The sequence below is a fragment of the Streptomyces sp. NBC_00483 genome, from assembly GCF_036013745.1.
In the GTDB taxonomy this organism is placed as follows: Bacteria; Actinomycetota; Actinomycetes; order Streptomycetales; family Streptomycetaceae; genus Streptomyces.
This window is the reverse complement of sequence record NZ_CP107880.1, coordinates 533,219-551,245: the sequence shown is the minus strand read 5'-3', so window position 1 is coordinate 551,245 and position 18,027 is coordinate 533,219. Positions and strand designations below refer to the sequence as shown.

Here is an 18,027-nt window from a genome sequence, read left to right as displayed (position 1 = left end):
TTCAACTGCTGAATTCCGCAGTTGAACAGAGGGGGTCGCAACTGAACAGTACGGACAGTCATTTGACGCCCAAACGGCGACTGGTCAGGATGGCGAACTGAAATGATCCGGAACACCGCTGTGGCCGAGGCTCATTCATCCTCCGAAAGGGAACGGACCGTGTCAATTGCGCTAGTCGGTTCCGGCGGAGATTCCGATGGAGACGTCGTGCTTGGAGAGTTGACATCGGCTCAGCTCGGCATCTGGTACGCCCAGCAGATTGCACCGGATGATGCCCCGTACAACATCGCTGAATGCCTTGAGGTCGACGGAGACGTGGATCCGGACGTCTTCGTCCGCGCCGTGCGGCAGGTGCTGGCCGACGTCGACGCGTACCGGCTCCGTTTCCGGACGGTGGACGGGCAGCCGCGGTGCTACGTCGACTTCACCGCCGATCTCCCCGTCACCGTTGTCGATGTCAGTGCCGAGCCCGACCCGAGGGCCGCCGCGGAACGATGGATGCAGGCGGAGCTGCGTCGGCCGGTTGATCTGACGGGCCAGGCCCCCTTGTTCGCCTGCGCCGTCCTCTCCCTGGGAGAGGGGCACCTGCTCTGGTATCACCGCGCCCACCACCTGATCATGGACGCGCACAGCGGCGCGCTGATCGCCACCCGGGTGGCCGCCGCGTACTCTGCGCTGTCGGCGGGTGCGGACCCTCGCGGGGCCGGTGGGTTCGAGCCGTTCTCGGCGTTGGTGGAGGCGGACCGGGACTACCGGATGTCCGCGGCCCTCGACGCGGACCGGTCGTTCTGGCTCGACGCGCTGGACGGCCTGCAGGATCGGGCCGACCCGGCCGGACGGGACGGTGGGGCGAGGTCGGGGAGGCCGGCGCGCGCGAGCGCCGAACTCGACCTGGAGCACGGCGCCGAACTCAGGGACGCTGCCCGCCACTTGAAGACGAGCTTCGCCGTCCTCGTCATCGCGGCGGCGGCCGTCCACGAGCATCGGACCACCGGGGCCCGCGACATCGTTCTCGGGGTGTCCGTGCCGGGCCGCGCCGGACGGCGTGAACAGCTGGCCCCGGGCATGACCGCGAACGTCATGCCGGTGCGGCTGGACGTCACGCCCGAGACCACGGTCGCCGAGATCGTCCGCCGCGCCGGCCGCGCGGTCGGCCGAGGGCTGCGGCACCACCGGTACCGCTACGCGGACATGATCCGGGACCTCCATATCGGCGACGGCGCCTCGTTGTGCGGGCTGATCGTCGACGTCATGAGCTTCGGCTATCCGGCGCGGTTCGGTGCCGCGGAGGCGACCGTCCGCAACCTCACGCAAGGACCGACCACGGACCGGCGGTTGGCGGTCTACGACCGCTCGCCCCGGGCGCCGATGCAGATCGACGTGGACGTCGACCGCGGCCGGAACGGGCCGAAGGCTGCCGACGATCTGCTGCGCCGCTTGCGCCGGATCATGGACTGGATGGTGACGGCCGCGCCGCGGACCCCGGTCGGCGCCGCGGAAATCCTCGACGAGGACGAGTGGGTCCAGGTCGTGCGCGGCTGGAACGACACCGCGGCCGACCTGCCGCGGGTGAGCGTGCCGCAGCTGATCGACGCGCAGGCGGCACGTACACCGGGTGACATCGCGATCGTCTCGGCCGGCGGTGCGATGACGTACGCGGACCTGGACGCCCGCGCCGAACGGCTCGCTCGGTACCTGGCCCGGTCGGGGATGGGGCCCGAGTCGGTGATCGGACTCTGCCTGCCGCCGGGCCCGGAGATGATCGCGGCGATGCTGGGCGTCTGGCGGGCAGGCGCCGCCTACCTGCCCATCGATCCGCAACAGCCGGTCGAGCGGACCGCGTTCGAGCTCGCCGACGCCCGTGCCGCCCTGCTCGTGTCCACCGACGAGCTCCTGGAGGACCTGCCGGCAGGTCGGGTGCGCACCGTCTCGGTCGACGACCTGCCCGCCCCCGGCGCACCAGGTCCCGCGACCGTGCCGGAACCGGGCGGGCTGGCGTACGTCATCTATACCTCGGGCTCGACCGGTACCCCCAAGGGCGTCGCCGTGACGCACCGCTCCTTGGCGAACTACGTGGCATCGGTGCGGGAGCGGCTCGACCTCGGCGGCGAAGGCGCCCGGTATGCGGTGCTGCAACCGCAGGTGACCGACCTCGGATACACGATGGTCCTCTGCTCTCTGGCCCTCGGCGGCGAACTGCACGTCCTCGACCCCGACACCGTGCTCGAACCGGCCGCGGTCTCCGGCTACCTCACCGACCACCGGATCGATCACCTCAAGGCCGTTCCGTCGCATCTGGCGGCGCTCTCGGCGACGGCGGGACCCGAGGGCGTGGTGCCGGCGCGCTCCCTGGTGCTCGGCGGCGAGGCGGCGTCGCCGGACTGGCTCCGCGCGGTGCTGGACGCGGCCGGGGAGCGAGGGGTCTACAACCACTACGGCCCCACCGAGACCACCATCGGAGTCGCCACCACTCGGCTGTCCGTCGACGACCTCGCGGACGGCGACGTCCCGATCGGTGCGCCCATCGACGGCGCACGGCTCTACGTCCTCGACGGTTCGCTGCGCCCGGTACCGGTGGGAGTGACCGGTGAGCTGTACGTCGCGGGCGACGTACTGGCACGCGGCTACGTGAACCGGCCCGGGCTGACCGCCGAGCGGTTCGTGGCGTGCCCGTTCGAGGACGGCACGCGGATGTACCGGACCGGTGACCGCGCCCGCTGGGTCGGCGACGGGCGGCTGGTGTTCGCGGGACGCGTGGACGACCAGGTCAAGATCCGGGGCTTCCGGATCGAACCCGGCGAGATCGAGGGCACGCTCGCCACCCACCCCGAAGTGGACCGGGCGGTCGTCGTCGTCCGTCAGCACGGGCCGGGCGGCGCGCAGGGCGAGCCCGGACGGGCGGAGCTGGTCGCCTACGTCGTCCCTCACGACCCGATGGCCGAGGACGGTCTCGTGGACCGGCTGCGGGAACACCTGGTGGGCCGGCTGCCCGGCCACATGGTCCCCGCCGCTGTCGTCGTGCTCGGCGAACTGCCGCTGACTGGGAACGGGAAGCTGGACCGCAAGGCCCTGCCGGCGCCGGGCCGGTTGCCGGGCGTGGGCCGTGCACCGGTGAGTGCGCAGGAGGAGCTCCTCTGCGATGCGTTCGCCCGCGTGCTCGGCCGGGAAGTGGTCGGAGCGGACGAGGACTTCTTCGCTCTCGGCGGCAACTCGCTCCTGGCCGTGACCCTGGTGGAGGAACTGCGGACGCGCGGGGTTTCCCTGTCGGTACGCGCCCTGTTCCTCACCCCGACCCCGGCGAGCCTGGCCACGGTCTCCGGCCCGGAGCAGGTGGCGGTGCCGGCGAACCGGATACCCGAGAACGCGACCGAGATCACCCCCGGCATGCTGCCGCTCGTCGAGCTGGACGAGGCGGAGCTCGCGCATGTCCTCGCCCATGTCGAGGGCGGGGCGGCCAACGTCGCGGACGTGTACCCCCTGGCGCCCTTGCAGGAAGGCATCCTCTTCCACCATCTGGCGCGGGCCGAGGGCGACCCCGACATCTACCTGCGGTCAGCGGTGCTGGAGTTCGACTCACAGGAGCGACGTGACGGGTTCTTCGCCGCGTTGCAGCAAGTGATGGACCGCCACGACATCTACCGCACCGCGTTCGTCTCGGACGGTCTGCGCGAGCCGGTCCAAGTGGTCTCACGCCGGGTCGGGCTTCCGGTCGAGAAGGTCGTGCGAGACCCTCGCCAGGACCCGGCGGAGCAGTTGCTGGCCGCGGCCGGGTCGTGGATGGAGCTGGATCGGGCCCCGTTGCTGAGGGCGCACGTCTTCACCGAACCGAGCGACGGGTGCTGGCCGGCCGTGCTGCGCATCCATCACCTGGTGCAGGACCTCACGACGCTGCGGGTGCTCATCCAGGAGATCCGCGCGTTCATGGCGGGGCGGGGCGAACGGCTGCCGGCGCCGCTGCCGTACCGGAACTTCGTGGCTCAGGCGCGACTGGGCACGCCCGCCGCGGAGCACGAACGCTACTTCGCCGGCCTGCTCGGTGACGTCGCGGAGACCACCGCTCCTTTCGGGCTGCTGGACGTGCACGGTGACGGCGCCGGGGTGGAACGCGCGGGCGGACCGGTCGACGATCGGCTCAACGGGCGGATACGCGACCTGGCGTCGACGTGCGCGGTGAGCCCGGCGACGATCTTCCACCTGGCCTGGGCCCGCGTGCTCGCGGCCGAGTCGGGAAGCGACGACGTCGTGTTCGGCACGGTGCTGGCCGGCCGGATGAACGCGGGGGCCGGTGCCGACCGGGTGCCCGGCCTGTTCCTCAACACCCTGCCGCTGCGCCTGGGTGTCGATGGGCGTGGTGTGGCCGATGCGCTGGCCGGGCTGCGCCATCAACTGGCCGAGCTCCTGGAGCATGAGCAGGCGCCGCTGGCGCTTGTCCAGAAGGCGAGTGCCGTGCCACCCCGTAGGCCGCTGTTCACCTCCATCGTCAACTACCGGCGCGATCCGTCCGCCGACGAGTCCGATCTCGGTCTCGAAGGAGTCAGGCTGCGCTCCGCCAGGGAACGCACCAACTACCCGGTGACACTGATCATCCGGGACACCGGGTCCGCCTTCGACGTCACGGTCGACGCGCTGGCGCCCGCCGATGCCACCAGGATCTGCGCGCTGCTGAACACCTGTCTGGACAACCTGGTCACGGCCCTGGCCGACGCCCCCGGCACTCCGTTCGTCGCCGTGGACGTCCTCGACCCCGCCGAACGCCAGCAGCTCCTCGACGAGTTGAACCGGACCGCGGCGCCGGTGTCGGACCAGGCGGCGTCGGGCCTGTCGGTGCCGGGGCTGTTCGAGGCACAAGCGGCGCGCACTCCGGAGCACGTCGCCCTGGTCTGCTCGGGCGTCGAGATCAGTTACCGGGAGCTGCAGGCGCGATCCGCCCGACTGGCCCGCCAGCTGCGCGACATCGGTGTCGCAGCCGAGTCGGTGGTGGGTCTGTGCCTGCCGCGCGGCGTCGAGATGGTGACCGCGATCCTCGCCGTGTGGCAGGCCGGGGGCGCCTACCTGCCGCTGGACCCGGCCCAACCAGTGGCCAGAACTGCTTACATGCTCGCGGACAGCCGGGCATCGGTGGTGGTCGGCACCGCCGAGATCCTCGACGACATGCCGGCGGCGGGGAGGGCTCGCATGGTCGCCCTGGACGACCCGGTGGTGGTGTCGGCACTGGCGGCGCAGCCCACGACGGCCCTCGAGACCGGCACGCAGCCCGGGCGGCCGGCGTACGTGATCTACACTTCCGGGTCCACCGGGCGGCCGAAAGGGGTCGTGGTCACTCACGGGAACCTGGCCAACTATGTGCTCCACGCGCCGCGGCGCGTGGGGTTCGGATCCGTCGGCGCCCGGTATGCGCTGCTACAGCCCGCCGTGACGGACCTGGGGAACACTGTGATGTTCGCCAGTCTGACCACCGGCGGTGAGCTGCATGTGCTGGACGCCGAGGCGGCGACCGATCCGGTCGCGGTGGCCGGCTATCTGGCCAGGCACGGGATCGACTTCATGAAGGTGGTGCCCTCGCATCTGGCGGCGCTGGGCGCCACCGGCGACCTGAGCTGGCTCCTGCCGCGGTGCGCGCTGGTGCTGGGCGGCGAGGCTGCCGCCCCCAGCTGGGTCGAGCAGCTGCTCAAGGCGGCCGGGGACCTGCCGGTGTTCAATCACTACGGCCCCACGGAGGCCACGATCGGGGTCGTGACGGCACGGCTCGACCGTGCGCCCGTGATCGCCGGCACGGTACCGATCGGGACGCCCGTCGCCAACACGGCGGTGCACGTGCTCGACGACGCGCTGCGGCCGGTGCCCACGGGGGTGGCGGGGGAGTTGTACGTGGCCGGGGCGCAGGTGGCACACGGTTATGTGGGCCGACCCGGTCTGACCGCCGAACGCTTCGTGGCCAGCCCGTTCGACGACGGGGCGCGGATGTACCGCACAGGGGACCGCGCCCGCTGGTCCGACGGCGGATTCCTGGAGTACCTGGGGCGGGCGGACGAACAGGTCAAGATTCGCGGGTTCCGGGTGGAACCCGGCGAGGTCCAGGCCGTGCTGGCGCGACACCCCGCTGTGACGCAGGCCGCGGTGATCGCCCGAGAGGATTCGCGGGGGGACACACGCCTGGCCGCGTACGTCGTGCTGGAGGACCGGAGTGCCGACGACTCCGGTGCCCGCACCGAGGCAGTGCGGCGGTTCGCCCAGGAGAACCTGCCTCGGCACATGGTGCCCGACGCGGTGGTACCGCTGGTTTCCCTCCCACTGACCGGCAACGGAAAGCTCGATCGCGGTGCGTTGCCGGAGCCGGACCCGGCGGCGGCCGCGGGCGCCGGACCGCAACCGGCCAACGAGCGGGAGGAGGCACTGTGCGGGGCGTTCGCGGAGATCCTCGGTCTCCCCGTGGTCGGCGTGCAGGACGACTTCTTCGTCCTCGGTGGGCATTCGCTGCTCGCGACTCAGCTGGTCAGCCGGGTGCGGGTGGTGCTGGGCGAGGAACTCCCCATCCACGAGCTGTTCGACAAGCCCACCCCCGCCGCCCTCGCCGCCTGGCTGGCGACCCGGGCCGACGACGCACAGCAGACCAGGCCGCAGCTGCGGCCCATGCGCGCGCGGTAGACGTCCGAGACACCGCCAGTCCGACGCCTCTTGGGCTGACTACCCAGCACCCATCGCCGTCGACATGCTCTGCCCCTACCCGCCCCGGAGCGCGCCCGGCACCTATGGCCGGTTGCGCTCCGGCGCCGGTACGGGCGGCTCCAGTTGGGCGAGCCACGAGGTCAGCAGGTGTTCCAGGGTCGCGGCCTCGGACGGCGGCAGCGCGGCGAGGAGCCGGTGTTCGTTGCGGATGTGGTCGGTGAACGCCCGGTCGAAGAGGGCGCGGCCCGCGTCGGTGAGGGCGACGACCCGGCCGCGTCCGTCCCCCGTGGCGCGGCGCCGCGCGACCAGGCCCCCGCGCTCCAGACGGTCGATGCGCTTGGTGATGGCACCGGTGGTGACCATGGTGTGAGCGGCCAGTTCGCCGGGGGCGCGTTCGAAGGGGGCGCCGGCGCGGCGCAGGGCGGCCAGCACGTCGAACTCGCCCTCGCTGAGGTCGTATCGGCCGTAGACCGTGCACAGCTCCTGCGTGAGCAGCGTCGCGATCCGGTGCAGGCGGCCGATGACGCCCTGCGGTGCGACGTCGAGGTCGGGGCGTTCCTGTCGCCAGGCGGCCTGGATGCGGGCGACGTGATCCTTGGGAGCGGGATCCGGGTGAGCGGTGTGAGCGGTATCCGGGGGAGTCATGTCCGGGTGAGGCATGTCCGCACCGGACGCGTTGTCTTCCATGGAAGCTATATTAGCTTCCATGGAAACTACTTACCGGTGGGGTGCCGTCGCGGCGCTCGCCCCGGTGGCCTGGGGTGCCAACTACTTTGTCACCCATCAGTACCTCCCGGCCGACAGTCCGTGGTGGGGCGCCGCGCTGCGGGCCCTGCCGGCCGGATGTCTGCTGCTGGCCCTGTCCTGCAAGCTTCCGCGTGGCGCCTGGTGGTGGCGGTCCGCGGTGCTCGGGCTGCTCAACACCAGCGTGTTCTTCCTGCTCGTCTACGTCGCCGCCCACCAGCTGACCACGGCGACCGCCTCGACGCTGATGGCGCTGTCTCCGGCGGCCCTGATGCTCAGCGCGTGGGCCCTGCTGTCCGAACGGCCGCGGCTGGCGCCGCTGGCCGGGGCCGCGATCGGGCTCGGCGGTGTGGTGCTGATGCTGGCCGGCCAGGCCGGGTCGCCCAGCCTCTCCGGTCTGCTCGCCTCGGCGGGCGCTCTCGCCTCGTCCTCGATCGGCTACGCCCTGTCCAAGCGCTGGGATTCCGGTGCCGGGGTCCTGGCCACCACGGCCTGGCAACTCACCTTCGGGGGTGTGCTGTTGCTCGTCGCGGCCCTCGTCTTCGAGGGCGGACCCCTACCGCTCGCCGCCCCCGGTGTGGCGGCACTCGCCTACACGGCCGTGATCGCCACGGCTCTCGCGTTCGTCGCCTGGTTCACCGGTCTGCGCCACCTGCCCGCCGCCACGGTCGGCCTCATCGGCCTGCTCAACCCGGTCACCGGCGTGGCCCTCGGCGTCGCGCTCGGAGGGGAACCGCTCACCGTGCGCCAGGCCGCGGGCATGGCCCTGGTCCTGGTCGGTATCGCACTGGGACGGCCGACCAGGCGTGCGGCCGATGCAAGGAGTAGCGTGACCGCTGCCGCAACGGGCGCTACAGCAGCAGAGCGATCGGAAAGAAGGCGTACCAACTCCTCGCCTACGACTGGGTGATCGCGACCAGAGCATCGGTGAAGGGGGCGGGATCGACGTCGCCCCGCACGGCAAGCTGCTGACTGTAGGCCTGGCACAGAGCCACGAAGGCCTCGGCGATCCGGTCCGCGCGCGCCGGCTCGTGGCCGGGCAGCAGCGCGACGACTGCCCCGCGGAGTTCCTCGAGTTGGCGGTCGACGAGCGCGGCGAGGCTCGGCGAGACGGCGGCCTCGGCGTAGATCTGGGCGACCAGCCGGGCGTGGCCCTCCTCGCGCGCCAGGGTGCGAATGTGCTCGAGGAATTCGTGGATGGACTCGGCGGTCAGCTCCGTGGGGAGCGCCCGGCTCGACTGTTCGCAAATCGCGGCGACGATCTCGTCCTTGCCCTTGAAGTACCGGTAGATCGCCCCGGTGGAGAGCCCGGAGGCCCTGACGATGTCGGGCATGGAGGTGCGTGCGAAGCCGTGCTCGGCGAAGCGGGCGCGGGCGGCGTCGATGATCTGCTGACGCCGGGCGTCGAGGTGGTCCTGGCTGACCTTCGGCATAAGAGAATGACCGTTCGTTTTACGTGTTAGTGTCGTCGACCGTACCGCAGAATCCGAGGAGGATCCCATGCGCTACCAGACTTTCGGACGACACAGCGGCCTACGGGTGTCGGAGTATGTGCTGGGCACGGCCAACTTCGGCTCGGCCCCGGCAGCGGCGGGCCCGGACGGGGCGCGGAAGATTTTCGAGTCGTTCGTGGCGGCCGGCGGGACCACCTTCGACGTCTCGAACATCTACCAGAACGGCGAGGCCGAGACCGTCCTGGGCGGGCTCCTGGGCCGCGAGCGCGACGACTACGTCGTGATCACCAAGTACACCGGGTCCAGGAGTGCCGAGGTCCGCCCCGGCACCACGGGCAACAGCCGCAAGACCATGATCCGGTCCCTGGAGGCGAGCCTGCGGCGGCTGGGGACCGACTACGTCGATGTCTTCATGCCGCACTTTCCCGACGGGGTCACCCCGATGCCGGAGATCCTGGCCGCCTTCGAGGACCTCATCCGGGCGGGCAAGATCCGCTACGGCGGCCTGTCGAACTTCCCGGCCTGGCGGGTGGCGGGCGCCGCCGTCGGGTCGGAGCTGAGCGGACGGATGCCGTTGGTCGGCGTCCAGACCGAGTACAGCCTGGCCGAACGCTCCGCGGAACGTGAACTCCTGCCGATGGCCGAAGCGCACGGTCTTGGCGTCGTCCTCTATTCACCGCTGGCCGGCGGCCTGTTGACCGGGAAGTACCGTCAGGGCGAGCAGGGACGACTCAGCGCGCGGGCCGCGGCCGACGGCACGGTCGGCGAGGGTGGTGACCAGCGCACCGCCGTACTCGACGCCGTCCTCGCCGTGGCGGAAGAGCTGGGCACCGGCCCGGTCCAGGTCGCCCTCGCCTGGCTCCGTCAGCGTGCGGCGCGGGCCGGTACCTCGCTGATCCCCATCGTGGGGCCCCGCACGCCGGCCCACCTGGAGGGCTACCTCGACGCCCTGAACGTCGAACTCGCCCCGTACCACTACCAGAAGCTGGACGAGGTCAGCGCGATCCGGCTCGGCGCCCCGCACGAGGATGTCGCCGCCGCGCTGGCCCACGGCACCGACGGCGACCGGAGTCTCCTCGACACCCCGCTCATCCCGGTGGCCTGAATCCTCGCTCCAACCGTCGGGCGAGCCGCTGAAGCGCGGCGTCGTCCTTGCTGCCGGGGCGCGGGAAGTACACGTACAGCACATGCCCTTCGGGCCCGGCGAGGGCGAACGTCTCGAAGTCGAGGGTGAGGACGCCGTCTTCGCCGAGGCCGTCGACCGCGAGCCGCTTCTCGCCGGTCACCCGGTCGTACACCTCATGGGAGTCCCACAGGGCGCGGAATGTCTCGCTGCGTTCCCGCATGTCCGCCACGAATCCGTCGAGTTGGCCGGGTCGGGCCGCCGCGGTGGTGCGCAGGCCCGCGACGGCCTGGACGGCGATGTTCTCCCAGTCGGGGTACACCTCGCGGGCGCGCGGGTCGAGGAAGGTGAACTCGATCAGGTTGTGCCCCGCGCTCCACGCCGGGTTGACGCGGGTCGCGAGGGCGGTCGCGGCCAGTACGTCGCGGCCGGGCCCGACGACGAGGGCGGGCAGGTCGGCCCAGCGCTCGAGGAGCACCAGCACTCCTGGCCGCACGGTGCGGACCGGATCCGCCGCCTCCTGGCCGTCGGCGGACGCGAGCGCCGGGGCCACGAGGCTCCAGAGGTAGCCGCGTTCGGTGTCGTCCAGGCGCAGCACCCCGGCCAGGGCCTCGAGGATCTCGCGGGAGGGGTGCCGGTCGCGGCCCTGTTCGATGCGCGTGTAGTACGAGGGGCTGACGCCGGCGAGCAGCGCCAACTCCTCGCGGCGCAGGCCCTTGACCCGCCGCCGGGTGTTGTCGACGACGCCGGCTGAAGCGGCGTCGATCCGCTCCCGCCGACTGCGCAGGAAGGAACCGAGCCGATTGTCGTCCTGGTTGCCGTCGTCGCGAGTCATCAGGTGGGACTTTACCGTCGGCGGCGAACGACGACGCCGCTCCTTGAGCCTGACCCTCCGAGGGCCACCCTCAAGGGGGCGTGGCACGCACACCGAAGCCCTGTTGCACTGAAGGCATGACGAACCAAGACACAGCAGCATTTGATGAGTTGGCCGACTTGACCTCCACTGCGGACGGCCAGGGTGCGCCCGTGTGGCTGATCACCGGTTGCTCCAGCGGACTGGGGCGGGCCCTCGCCGAGCACGCCCTCGGGCGCGGGGACCGGGTGGCCGTCACCGCCCGCGACGTGGCAAGCGTGACCGCTCTCGCCGCCGCACACGGCGACCGCGCGCTCGCCCTGTCGCTGGATGTCACCGACGCGGTCTCTGTCGCCGTCGCCGTCGAGGCGTGCGAGAAGGAGTACGGGCGCATCGACGTCCTGGTCAACAACGCCGGCTACGGGTACCTCGCCGCCGTGGAGGAGGGCGAGGACGCCGCGGTCCGGGCGCTGTACGACACCAACGTGCACGGCGTCGTCACCGTTCTCAAGGCGGTGCTGCCGGGCATGCGGGCCCGCCGGTCGGGGCGGATCGTGAACGTGTCCTCGTTCGGGGGCCTCGCCGCCTTCGCCGGGACCGGGTACTACCACGCCACGAAGTTCGCCCTCGAAGGGCTGTCGGAGTCGCTGGCCGCGGAAGTGGCTCCCCTCGGCATCGCGGTCACCCTCGTCGAGCCCGGTGGCCTGCGCACCCAGTGGGCCGGGTCCTCGATGCGGGAGTCCGGGACACACCTCGCGGACTACGCGGAGACCGCGGGCAGGCGCCGGGCCTCCACCCTGGCGGTCTCCGGTCGCCAGCCCGGTGACCCCGCCCGTGCCGCCGCCGCGATCGCCACCGTCGTGGACACCGAACAGCCGCCGTTGCGGCTCCTGCTCGGCTCGGACGCGCTGGCCGGCACCCGGGCCCGTATCGAGCGCATGCGTGACGAGGTCGACGCGAACGAGAAGCTGACCGTCAGCGCGGATCTGGTGCGAGTGTGAAGAACGGCGGCCGGAGCGAACGGCCGCTCCCGCACGGTGAGGTGACGGATCCGCTTCAACGCAGGTCGAGTTCAATGCAGGTCGAGTTCAGCGCAGGTCGAGCAGCATCACGTCATGGAGGTCCACGGCTGCCTGGCCTCCCGGCCGACCCTGGCCGATCTTGCGGTATCCCCACGACCGGTAGGCGGCCGGAGCCGCCCCGCTCGCCGGGTGGACGTTCAACAGCACCCGCTCGGCTCCGACGCCGTCGAGCAGCAACGTGTGCAGACGCCGAGCGACACCCCGTCCACGCCATGCGCGGCGCACCGCGAGTTCCATGAGCCCGAAGGTGCGCTGCCCGTCCTCGCGCCGCATGTCGTCGGACACGGGCTCGGTGAACTCGTCCCACCACACCGTGTCGGGCCCGAGGGGGTGGCCGTAGGCCATGCCGATCGGCTCGCCGTCCTCGGTACGGGCCAGGACGGAACGGAAGCCGCGCTTGCGGGCCTGGACGGGGAAGCGGCGGAAGGCGGCGTCGACGTCGTCCTCGGACTCGTCGTACGGGGGACCGGCGAACGCCTCGGCATAGACCAGCTCGAACGCGCCTGCGGCCTGCACCGCGGCAGCCCCGTCCATGCGCTCCACGGCGATGACACCGTGTTGCGTCGCGTGTGCGCCTTCTCGGCGGTCAGTGGCATCGGACATGCACCACACCGTGCAGTGCCGCGGGACCACTCGCCGCCGAAGTGCCGCGATCGTTACGCGGAGTCGCGCGGGGGCCGGGTGGCTGTGCCGATTCGGTGAGGGCGGCATAACGGTTCGGGCAGGTCCGCGCCCGTGCACGGTGCAGTGTCGTTTCCCCGGTATGAGCAACACCGTGCGCGCCGAGGAAGAGGAACAGTCCGAGCCGACCGATGCGAACCGGCTCGATCCACCCGTGCTCGGGCAGGGGCCACCTCCCCGCGAATGTGATGGCTCCCGACCACCTCGGAACCGGGAGGCCGCTCTGCGCCTCGTTCTCGTCGGGTTGGCGAGTGGGCTGATCGTCGTGGCGTTCGCGGTTTCCCTGATGGAGTAGACGTGCCCGGCACGTCTCCGAGCGTCACTGCCCTCATGGCGCGATCTGTGGGGTGCGTGTCGTTGACGCCATGGGGTGGGGTCGCTGAACGTTGAGGTGTGACAAAGCGCCGCATCGTTTTCGTGATCTTCGACGGGTTCCAGTCGCTCGACCTCGTCGGCCCGTACGAGGTGTTCCAGCACGGCGACCGGCTCGGTGGCCGGTACGCGTGCGAGATCGTCGCCCCCACGGGCGGCGCGGTGCGCTCGCGCAGCGGGCTGGTGCTGCACGCCGAGCACTCCCTGGCCGAGCGGGACCCGGCGGGTGTGGACACGCTCGTGGTGGCCGGCGGCCGGGGTGTCGACCGGGCCCGCGAGGATCCGGAGCTGGTCGGCTGGGTCCGCGAGGCGGCGGCCGGGGCCCGGCGCGTCGCCTCCGTGTGCAGCGGGGTCTTCCTCCTGGCGGCGGCGGGCCTGCTCGAGGGGCGGCGGGTCACCACGCACTGGGCCCGCGAGCGTCAACTCGCCGCGGAGCACCCGGAGATCGCCGCGGACTGCGGTCCCATCTTCATCCGCGACGGACACGTCTGGACCTCGGCCGGGGTCACCGCGGGCATGGACCTCGCCCTGGCGCTGGTCGAGGACGACCTGGGCCGGGACACCGCGCACGCCGTCGCCCGCGAGCTGGTCCTTTTCCTGCGCCGGCCGGGCAACCAGGCGCAGTTCAGCGTGGCCATGGCGACGCGGCCGCCGGCCACCGACCCGATCCGGGCCGCCGTCGCCGCGATCCAGGCCGACCCGGGCGCCCGACACAGCGTCCTCGACCTCGCCACGTATGCCGCCCTCAGCCCGCGTCATCTGCAGCGCCGCTTCACCGCGGAGACGGGCGTGACGCCCGCCGGGTACGTGGAGCAGGTGCGGGTGGAGGCGGCGCAGCGGTCCCTCGCCGAAGGGGACGAGCCGTTGGAGGCGATCGCCCGGCGGCACGGCTTCTGCACGGCGGAGACGCTTCGCCGCACGTTTCATCGCAGGCTCGGCGTCGCGCCGTCGGAGTACCGGGCCCGCTTTCGTTCAACTACCGCACTGTGAGATGGAGTTCAGGATGACTGTGTACGGTCTGCTCGTCTTCGATGATGCCGAGGATCTGGATGTCGTGGGGCCGTGGCAGGTGTTCACGACCTCCGCGCGGCTGCGCGGTGACATCGACCGCGCGGTGCTCGTCGCCGAGGGGCCGTGCCCGGTGCGCTTCGCGAAGGGCCTGCGCGTGCTGCCCGACCACACGCTCGACGACCACCCGCCGTTGGATGTGGTGACGGTGCCGGGCGGTGTCGGCGCGCGCACTGTCCAGGTGGACAACCCCGCGGTCACCGGATGGATCGCCAAGACCGCCGAGCGGGCGTCGTGGGTGCACAGTGTGTGCACGGGAGCCTTCCTGCTGCACGCCGCCGGACTCACCCGCGGGCGCCGTGTCGCCACGCACTGGCAGCACGAGGAGCGACTGGAGGAGCTCGGTGACATCACCGTCGTGCGCGACGCCCGCTATGTCGTCGACGGCGATCTGCTGACCAGCCAGGGCGTCTCGGCCGGCATCGACAGCGCGCTCTGGCTCGTCGGGCGGCTGCACGGCCGCGACCACGCCCGTGCGGTGCGCCGTGCCATGCAGTACGAGCCGGCGCCGCCGTATCTGGCGGACGAGCCGGCCGCGTAACCCCTGCCCGCGGTGGCCAGATTCTTTCACCCCATGGCCGTCTGGCCACTGATGTCGTACGAGGGTGAGGGCGCACGCTCGAAGGCATGAACATCCTCTGGGTCTTCGCCCATCCCGAACAGCGCTCCCTCAACGGCTCCCTGATGGCCGACGCGCTCGGTGCCCTCGACGGGCTCGGGCACGCGTACCAGGTGTCCGACCTCTACGCGATGAAGTGGAAGGCCGTCGTCGACGCCGACGACTTCGGCGGCGGGCCGCCCGACGGCGAGCGGCTGTTGGTCGGCGCCGAGCAGGAACGCGCGTACACGACGGGTGAGTTGAGCGCCGACATCCGTGCCGAGATCGAGAAGCTGGCCTGGGCCGATGTCGTGGTTCTGCACTTCCCGCTGTGGTGGTTCGGGCCTCCGGCGATCCTCAAGGGCTGGTTCGACCGGGTCCTGGTGCAGGGGCTCGGCTTCGGTGTGAAGGCGTCGGACGGACACGCCCGCCGGTACGGCGACGGCGGTCTGGCCGGCAAGCGGGCCCTCATCGTCACATCGGTGGGGGCCCGGCCGTCCGGATTCGGGCCGCGCGGCATCCACGGACAGCTGGACCAGGTGCTGTTCCCGCTGCTGCACGGCACGTTCTGGTACACGGGGATGGCGCCCCTCGAGCCGTTCGTGGCGTACGGCGCGGACCGGCACGACGCGGCTGACTACGCCCGTACGTCCGCCGCTTTGCGGGAGCGGCTGCGGACGCTGCCCGACGAGGAACCGCTGGCGTACCGGTCCGAGGCGGGCGGTGACTACGACGAGGAACTCGTCCTGCGCCCCGAACTCGCGCCGGGCCGTGACGGCCTGGGGGTGCACCAGCGGTGAAAGTCGTCGCGACGGTGCCACATGCCCCGCCCCGGCCCTACGCCGACGGCGTCCCCGGCCCCCGCGTCGCCCCGCCCACTCGTCGCGTCAACTCCCGTGCCGTCTGCGCCACATGCCCCGCTATCCGCCGCTGCTCCGCCTCGTCGACCGTCTCGTCGGGGAACGTCACCGCGATCCCGGCGATCGGGTGGGCGTGGTGGTCGAGAACGGGTGCGGCCACCGAGGACAGGCCCGGGGTGACCTCGCCCTCCTCCGTCGCGTAGCCGCGGCGCCGCGCCTGGGTGAGCAGGGTGCGCAGCGCGGTGAGCGTCGCCGGACCCGCTCCGTGCCGCTGCACGAACGCCGAGCGGTCGGGGAACAGCGCCCGTACCTGCGCGGGTGGGAGGAGAGCGAGCACCGCCCGCCCGCTCGCCGTCAGATGGGCGGGAAGCCGGACGCCGACCTCGCTGATCAGCGGCGGCCGGCCGGGGGCGCGTTCCTCGATGACGTAGATGACCTCGCGGCCGTGCAGCACGGCGAGGTTCGCGTTGTGTCCCGTGCGGTCGACGAGCGCGGCGAGCGGCGCCCGGGCCAGGCGCTGGAACGGGGCCTGGCGCTCGTAGCCCGAGGCGAGTTCGAAGGCGCTGACCCCGAGTCCGTAGCGCCGCTCCTCCGGCAGATGGACCACGAAGCCGTCCGCCGCCAGGGTGTCGAGCAGGTGGTACGTCGTCGAGCGCGGCAGCCCCACGTCGCGGCTGATGGCGGCCGCGGGGACGGGCGCGGCCTGGCGGGCGAGATAGCGCAGGACCGCCAGGACCTGGGCGGCGGCCGGGACGATGCTCATGGGGCGAGCGTAGACCAGAGATGTCGCAAACCATCTGTCTGGGATCCCAGATCAAGTGTCTTGGATCCCAGACACTAGACGTGTCGCACGACTCGCGAACCCCTGCCTGCCTGCGGCTTCATTGGGTCATGACCGTTGTTGTTGGTGTCGGCGCCCTCGCAGCCGACGAAGTTGTTTCCGTTGCCCGTCACGGCGCCCAGGTGAGCCTCGCCCCCGAGGCCCTCCAGGAGATCGCCCGCAGTCGCGAGGTCATCAAGGCCCTCGCCGACGACGTCAAGCCCCACTACGGCGTCTCCACGGGCTTCGGCGCTCTGGCCACCCGTCACATCCCCACCGAGCTGCGCGCCCAGCTCCAGCGCAGCCTCGTGCGTTCCCACGCGGCGGGCTCGGGACCGGAGGTCGAGCGCGAGGTCGTGCGCGCCCTCATGCTGCTGCGTCTCTCCACCCTCGCCACCGGCCGCACCGGCGTGCGCACCGAGACCGCCGAGGCGTACGCCGCCCTCCTGAACGCCGACATCACCCCGGTCGTCCACGAGTACGGCTCGCTCGGCTGCTCCGGCGACCTGGCCCCCCTCGCGCACTGCGCGCTCGCCGTCATGGGCGAGGGTGTCGTGCGCACCGCCGACGGTGAGCAGAAGCCGGCAGGGGAGGCCCTCGCCGCCGCGGGCATCACCCCGGTCGTCCTGGAGGAGAAGGAGGGCCTCGCCCTCATCAACGGCACCGACGGCATGCTCGGCATGCTCGTCCTCGCCGCCCACGACCTGCGCCGCCTGCTGAGCACCGCCGACATCTCCGCAGCCATGAGCGTCGAGGGCCAGCTCGGCACCGACGCCGTGTTCGCCGCCGACCTCCAGGCCATGCGCCCGCACCCGGGCCAGGGCGACAGCGCGGGCAACCTGCGCTCCCTGCTTGCCGATTCGGCCATCATCGCCAGCCACGCGGGTCCGGACTGCACGTACGTGCAGGACGCCTACTCGCTGCGCTGCACCCCGCAGGTCCACGGCAGCGCCCGTGACACCCTCGGCCACGCCGAACTCGTCGCCTCCCGCGAGCTCGCCAGCGCCGTCGACAACCCGGTCGTCACCCTCGACGGCCGCGTCGAGAGCAACGGCAACTTCCACGGCGCGCCCGTCGCCGCCGTGCTCGACTTCCTCGCCATCACCGTCGCCGACGTCGCCTCGATCTCCGAGCGCCGCACCGACCGCTTCCTCGACCCGGCCCGCAACCGCGGTCTGAACGCCTTCCTGGCCGACGACCCGGGCGTCGACTCCGGCCACATGATCGCCCAGTACACGCAGGCCGCGATCGTCTCCGAGCTCAAGCGGCTCGCCACCCCGGCCTCCGTCGACTCGATCCCCTCCAGCGCCATGCAGGAGGACCACGTGTCCATGGGCTGGTCGGCCGCCCGCAAGCTGCGCCGCGCCATCGACGGCCTCGGCCGCGTCCTCGCCGTCGAGCTCTACACCGCCGCCCGCGCCCTGGACCTGCGCGCCCCGCTCACCCCCGCCCCGGCCACCGCGGCCGTGCGCGACGGGCTGCGCAAGACCGTCGAGGGCCCCGGCACCGACCGCTGGCTCGCCCCCGAGATCGAGGAGGCCGTCCAGTACGTCGCCTCCGGCCGCGCCTTGGCCGCCGCCGAGTCGGTCACCGGGTCCCTGTCCTGACCCGGTCGCTCGCCCTCACACCTCCGGGGTCCCGCGGGACCCCGGAGGTGTGACACCACCGCCACCCGAGCGCCGAGTACGGCGAGCTAGGGTCCGTCA

Annotated in this window: 13 protein-coding genes; 8 read left to right on the top strand and 5 right to left on the bottom strand. The window is 71.9% G+C overall.

Going from position 1 to position 18,027, the window contains the following annotated elements:
* The first annotated feature begins 207 nt into the window (after positions 1 to 207).
* A complete protein-coding gene (locus OHA73_RS02610; RefSeq protein ID WP_327654011.1) occupies positions 208 to 6,645 on the top strand; it encodes a non-ribosomal peptide synthetase in 6,438 nt (2,145 codons plus the stop codon).
* Between the two features lie 102 nt (positions 6,646 to 6,747).
* Here the strand turns inward: OHA73_RS02610 and OHA73_RS02605 are convergent, their stop codons facing one another.
* Positions 6,748 to 7,311, bottom strand: a complete 564-nt coding sequence (locus OHA73_RS02605) for a MarR family winged helix-turn-helix transcriptional regulator (protein WP_327658387.1) — start codon at positions 7,309 to 7,311, stop codon at positions 6,748 to 6,750.
* A 61-nt stretch (positions 7,312 to 7,372) separates the two neighbouring features.
* On the opposite strand from OHA73_RS02605, the gene OHA73_RS02600 reads away from it, so the two are divergent.
* Positions 7,373 to 8,320: a DMT family transporter gene (locus OHA73_RS02600; protein WP_267072317.1), complete on the top strand. Its 948-nt coding sequence runs from the start codon at positions 7,373 to 7,375 to the stop codon at positions 8,318 to 8,320.
* Here the strand turns inward: OHA73_RS02600 and OHA73_RS02595 are convergent.
* Positions 8,307 to 8,843: a TetR/AcrR family transcriptional regulator gene (locus tag OHA73_RS02595; protein WP_267072318.1), complete on the bottom strand. Its 537-nt coding sequence runs from the start codon at positions 8,841 to 8,843 to the stop codon at positions 8,307 to 8,309. The two genes, OHA73_RS02600 and OHA73_RS02595, sit on opposite strands and share 14 nt — an antisense overlap.
* Positions 8,844 to 8,910: 67 nt before the next feature.
* On the opposite strand from OHA73_RS02595, the gene OHA73_RS02590 reads away from it, so the two are divergent.
* Positions 8,911 to 9,969, top strand: a complete 1,059-nt coding sequence (locus tag OHA73_RS02590) for an aldo/keto reductase (protein ID WP_327654010.1) — start codon at positions 8,911 to 8,913, stop codon at positions 9,967 to 9,969.
* Here OHA73_RS02590 and OHA73_RS02585 read toward each other — a convergent pair.
* Positions 9,953 to 10,822: a helix-turn-helix domain-containing protein gene (locus OHA73_RS02585; RefSeq protein ID WP_327654009.1), complete on the bottom strand. Its 870-nt coding sequence runs from the start codon at positions 10,820 to 10,822 to the stop codon at positions 9,953 to 9,955. The two genes, OHA73_RS02590 and OHA73_RS02585, sit on opposite strands and share 17 nt — an antisense overlap.
* Before the next feature lie 116 nt (positions 10,823 to 10,938).
* On the opposite strand from OHA73_RS02585, the gene OHA73_RS02580 reads away from it, so the two are divergent.
* The gene (locus OHA73_RS02580) at positions 10,939 to 11,841 is read left to right on the top strand and encodes an oxidoreductase (protein ID WP_327654008.1); all 903 of its coding nucleotides are present in this window, start codon (positions 10,939 to 10,941) and stop codon (positions 11,839 to 11,841) included.
* A gap of 87 nt (positions 11,842 to 11,928) precedes the next feature.
* Here the strand turns inward: OHA73_RS02580 and OHA73_RS02575 are convergent, their stop codons facing one another.
* Complete coding sequence (locus OHA73_RS02575) at positions 11,929 to 12,456, bottom strand: GNAT family N-acetyltransferase (protein WP_327658386.1); 528 nt, start codon at positions 12,454 to 12,456, stop codon at positions 11,929 to 11,931.
* A 540-nt stretch (positions 12,457 to 12,996) separates the two neighbouring features.
* Here OHA73_RS02575 and OHA73_RS02570 point away from each other — a divergent pair.
* The 3 genes from OHA73_RS02570 to OHA73_RS02560 all read left to right on the top strand — a co-directional run bounded on the left by OHA73_RS02570 (position 12,997) and on the right by OHA73_RS02560 (position 15,441).
* Complete coding sequence (locus OHA73_RS02570) at positions 12,997 to 13,965, top strand: GlxA family transcriptional regulator (protein WP_327654007.1); 969 nt, start codon at positions 12,997 to 12,999, stop codon at positions 13,963 to 13,965.
* Positions 13,966 to 13,978: 13 nt separating this feature from the next.
* A complete protein-coding gene (locus OHA73_RS02565; RefSeq protein WP_267072323.1) occupies positions 13,979 to 14,584 on the top strand; it encodes a DJ-1/PfpI family protein in 606 nt (201 codons plus the stop codon).
* An 86-nt stretch (positions 14,585 to 14,670) separates the two neighbouring features.
* On the top strand, positions 14,671 to 15,441 hold the full coding sequence (locus tag OHA73_RS02560) for an NAD(P)H-dependent oxidoreductase (protein ID WP_267072324.1): 771 nt from the start codon (positions 14,671 to 14,673) through the stop codon (positions 15,439 to 15,441).
* Positions 15,442 to 15,478: 37 nt separating this feature from the next.
* On the opposite strand, the gene OHA73_RS02555 is transcribed toward OHA73_RS02560, so the two are convergent.
* Positions 15,479 to 16,264 carry an IclR family transcriptional regulator gene (locus OHA73_RS02555; protein WP_266717779.1) on the bottom strand — a complete coding sequence of 262 codons (786 nt, stop codon included), beginning with the start codon at positions 16,262 to 16,264 and terminating at the stop codon, positions 15,479 to 15,481.
* Between the two features lie 128 nt (positions 16,265 to 16,392).
* Between OHA73_RS02555 and hutH the strand changes: the two genes are divergently transcribed.
* Entirely contained in the window at positions 16,393 to 17,928 is a 1,536-nt protein-coding gene (gene hutH, locus OHA73_RS02550; RefSeq protein ID WP_267072325.1) for a histidine ammonia-lyase, read from the top strand.
* Positions 17,929 to 18,027: the final 99 nt, after the last annotated feature.

What these genes read in the sequence shown, in the direction of transcription:
- OHA73_RS02605 (WP_327658387.1), bottom strand. Translation starts at nt 7,311, where the DNA reads ATGACTCCCCCGGATACCGCTCACACCGCTCACCCGGATCCCGCTCCC.
- OHA73_RS02600 (WP_267072317.1), top strand. Translation starts at nt 7,373, where the DNA reads ATGGAAACTACTTACCGGTGGGGTGCCGTCGCGGCGCTCGCCCCGGTG.
- OHA73_RS02595 (WP_267072318.1), bottom strand. Translation starts at nt 8,843, where the DNA reads ATGCCGAAGGTCAGCCAGGACCACCTCGACGCCCGGCGTCAGCAGATC.
- OHA73_RS02590 (WP_327654010.1), top strand. Translation starts at nt 8,911, where the DNA reads ATGCGCTACCAGACTTTCGGACGACACAGCGGCCTACGGGTGTCGGAG.
- OHA73_RS02585 (WP_327654009.1), bottom strand. Translation starts at nt 10,822, where the DNA reads ATGACTCGCGACGACGGCAACCAGGACGACAATCGGCTCGGTTCCTTC.
- OHA73_RS02580 (WP_327654008.1), top strand. Translation starts at nt 10,939, where the DNA reads ATGACGAACCAAGACACAGCAGCATTTGATGAGTTGGCCGACTTGACC.
- OHA73_RS02575 (WP_327658386.1), bottom strand. Translation starts at nt 12,456, where the DNA reads ATGGACGGGGCTGCCGCGGTGCAGGCCGCAGGCGCGTTCGAGCTGGTC.
- OHA73_RS02565 (WP_267072323.1), top strand. Translation starts at nt 13,979, where the DNA reads ATGACTGTGTACGGTCTGCTCGTCTTCGATGATGCCGAGGATCTGGAT.
- OHA73_RS02560 (WP_267072324.1), top strand. Translation starts at nt 14,671, where the DNA reads ATGAACATCCTCTGGGTCTTCGCCCATCCCGAACAGCGCTCCCTCAAC.
- OHA73_RS02555 (WP_266717779.1), bottom strand. Translation starts at nt 16,264, where the DNA reads ATGAGCATCGTCCCGGCCGCCGCCCAGGTCCTGGCGGTCCTGCGCTAT.
- hutH (WP_267072325.1), top strand. Translation starts at nt 16,393, where the DNA reads ATGACCGTTGTTGTTGGTGTCGGCGCCCTCGCAGCCGACGAAGTTGTT.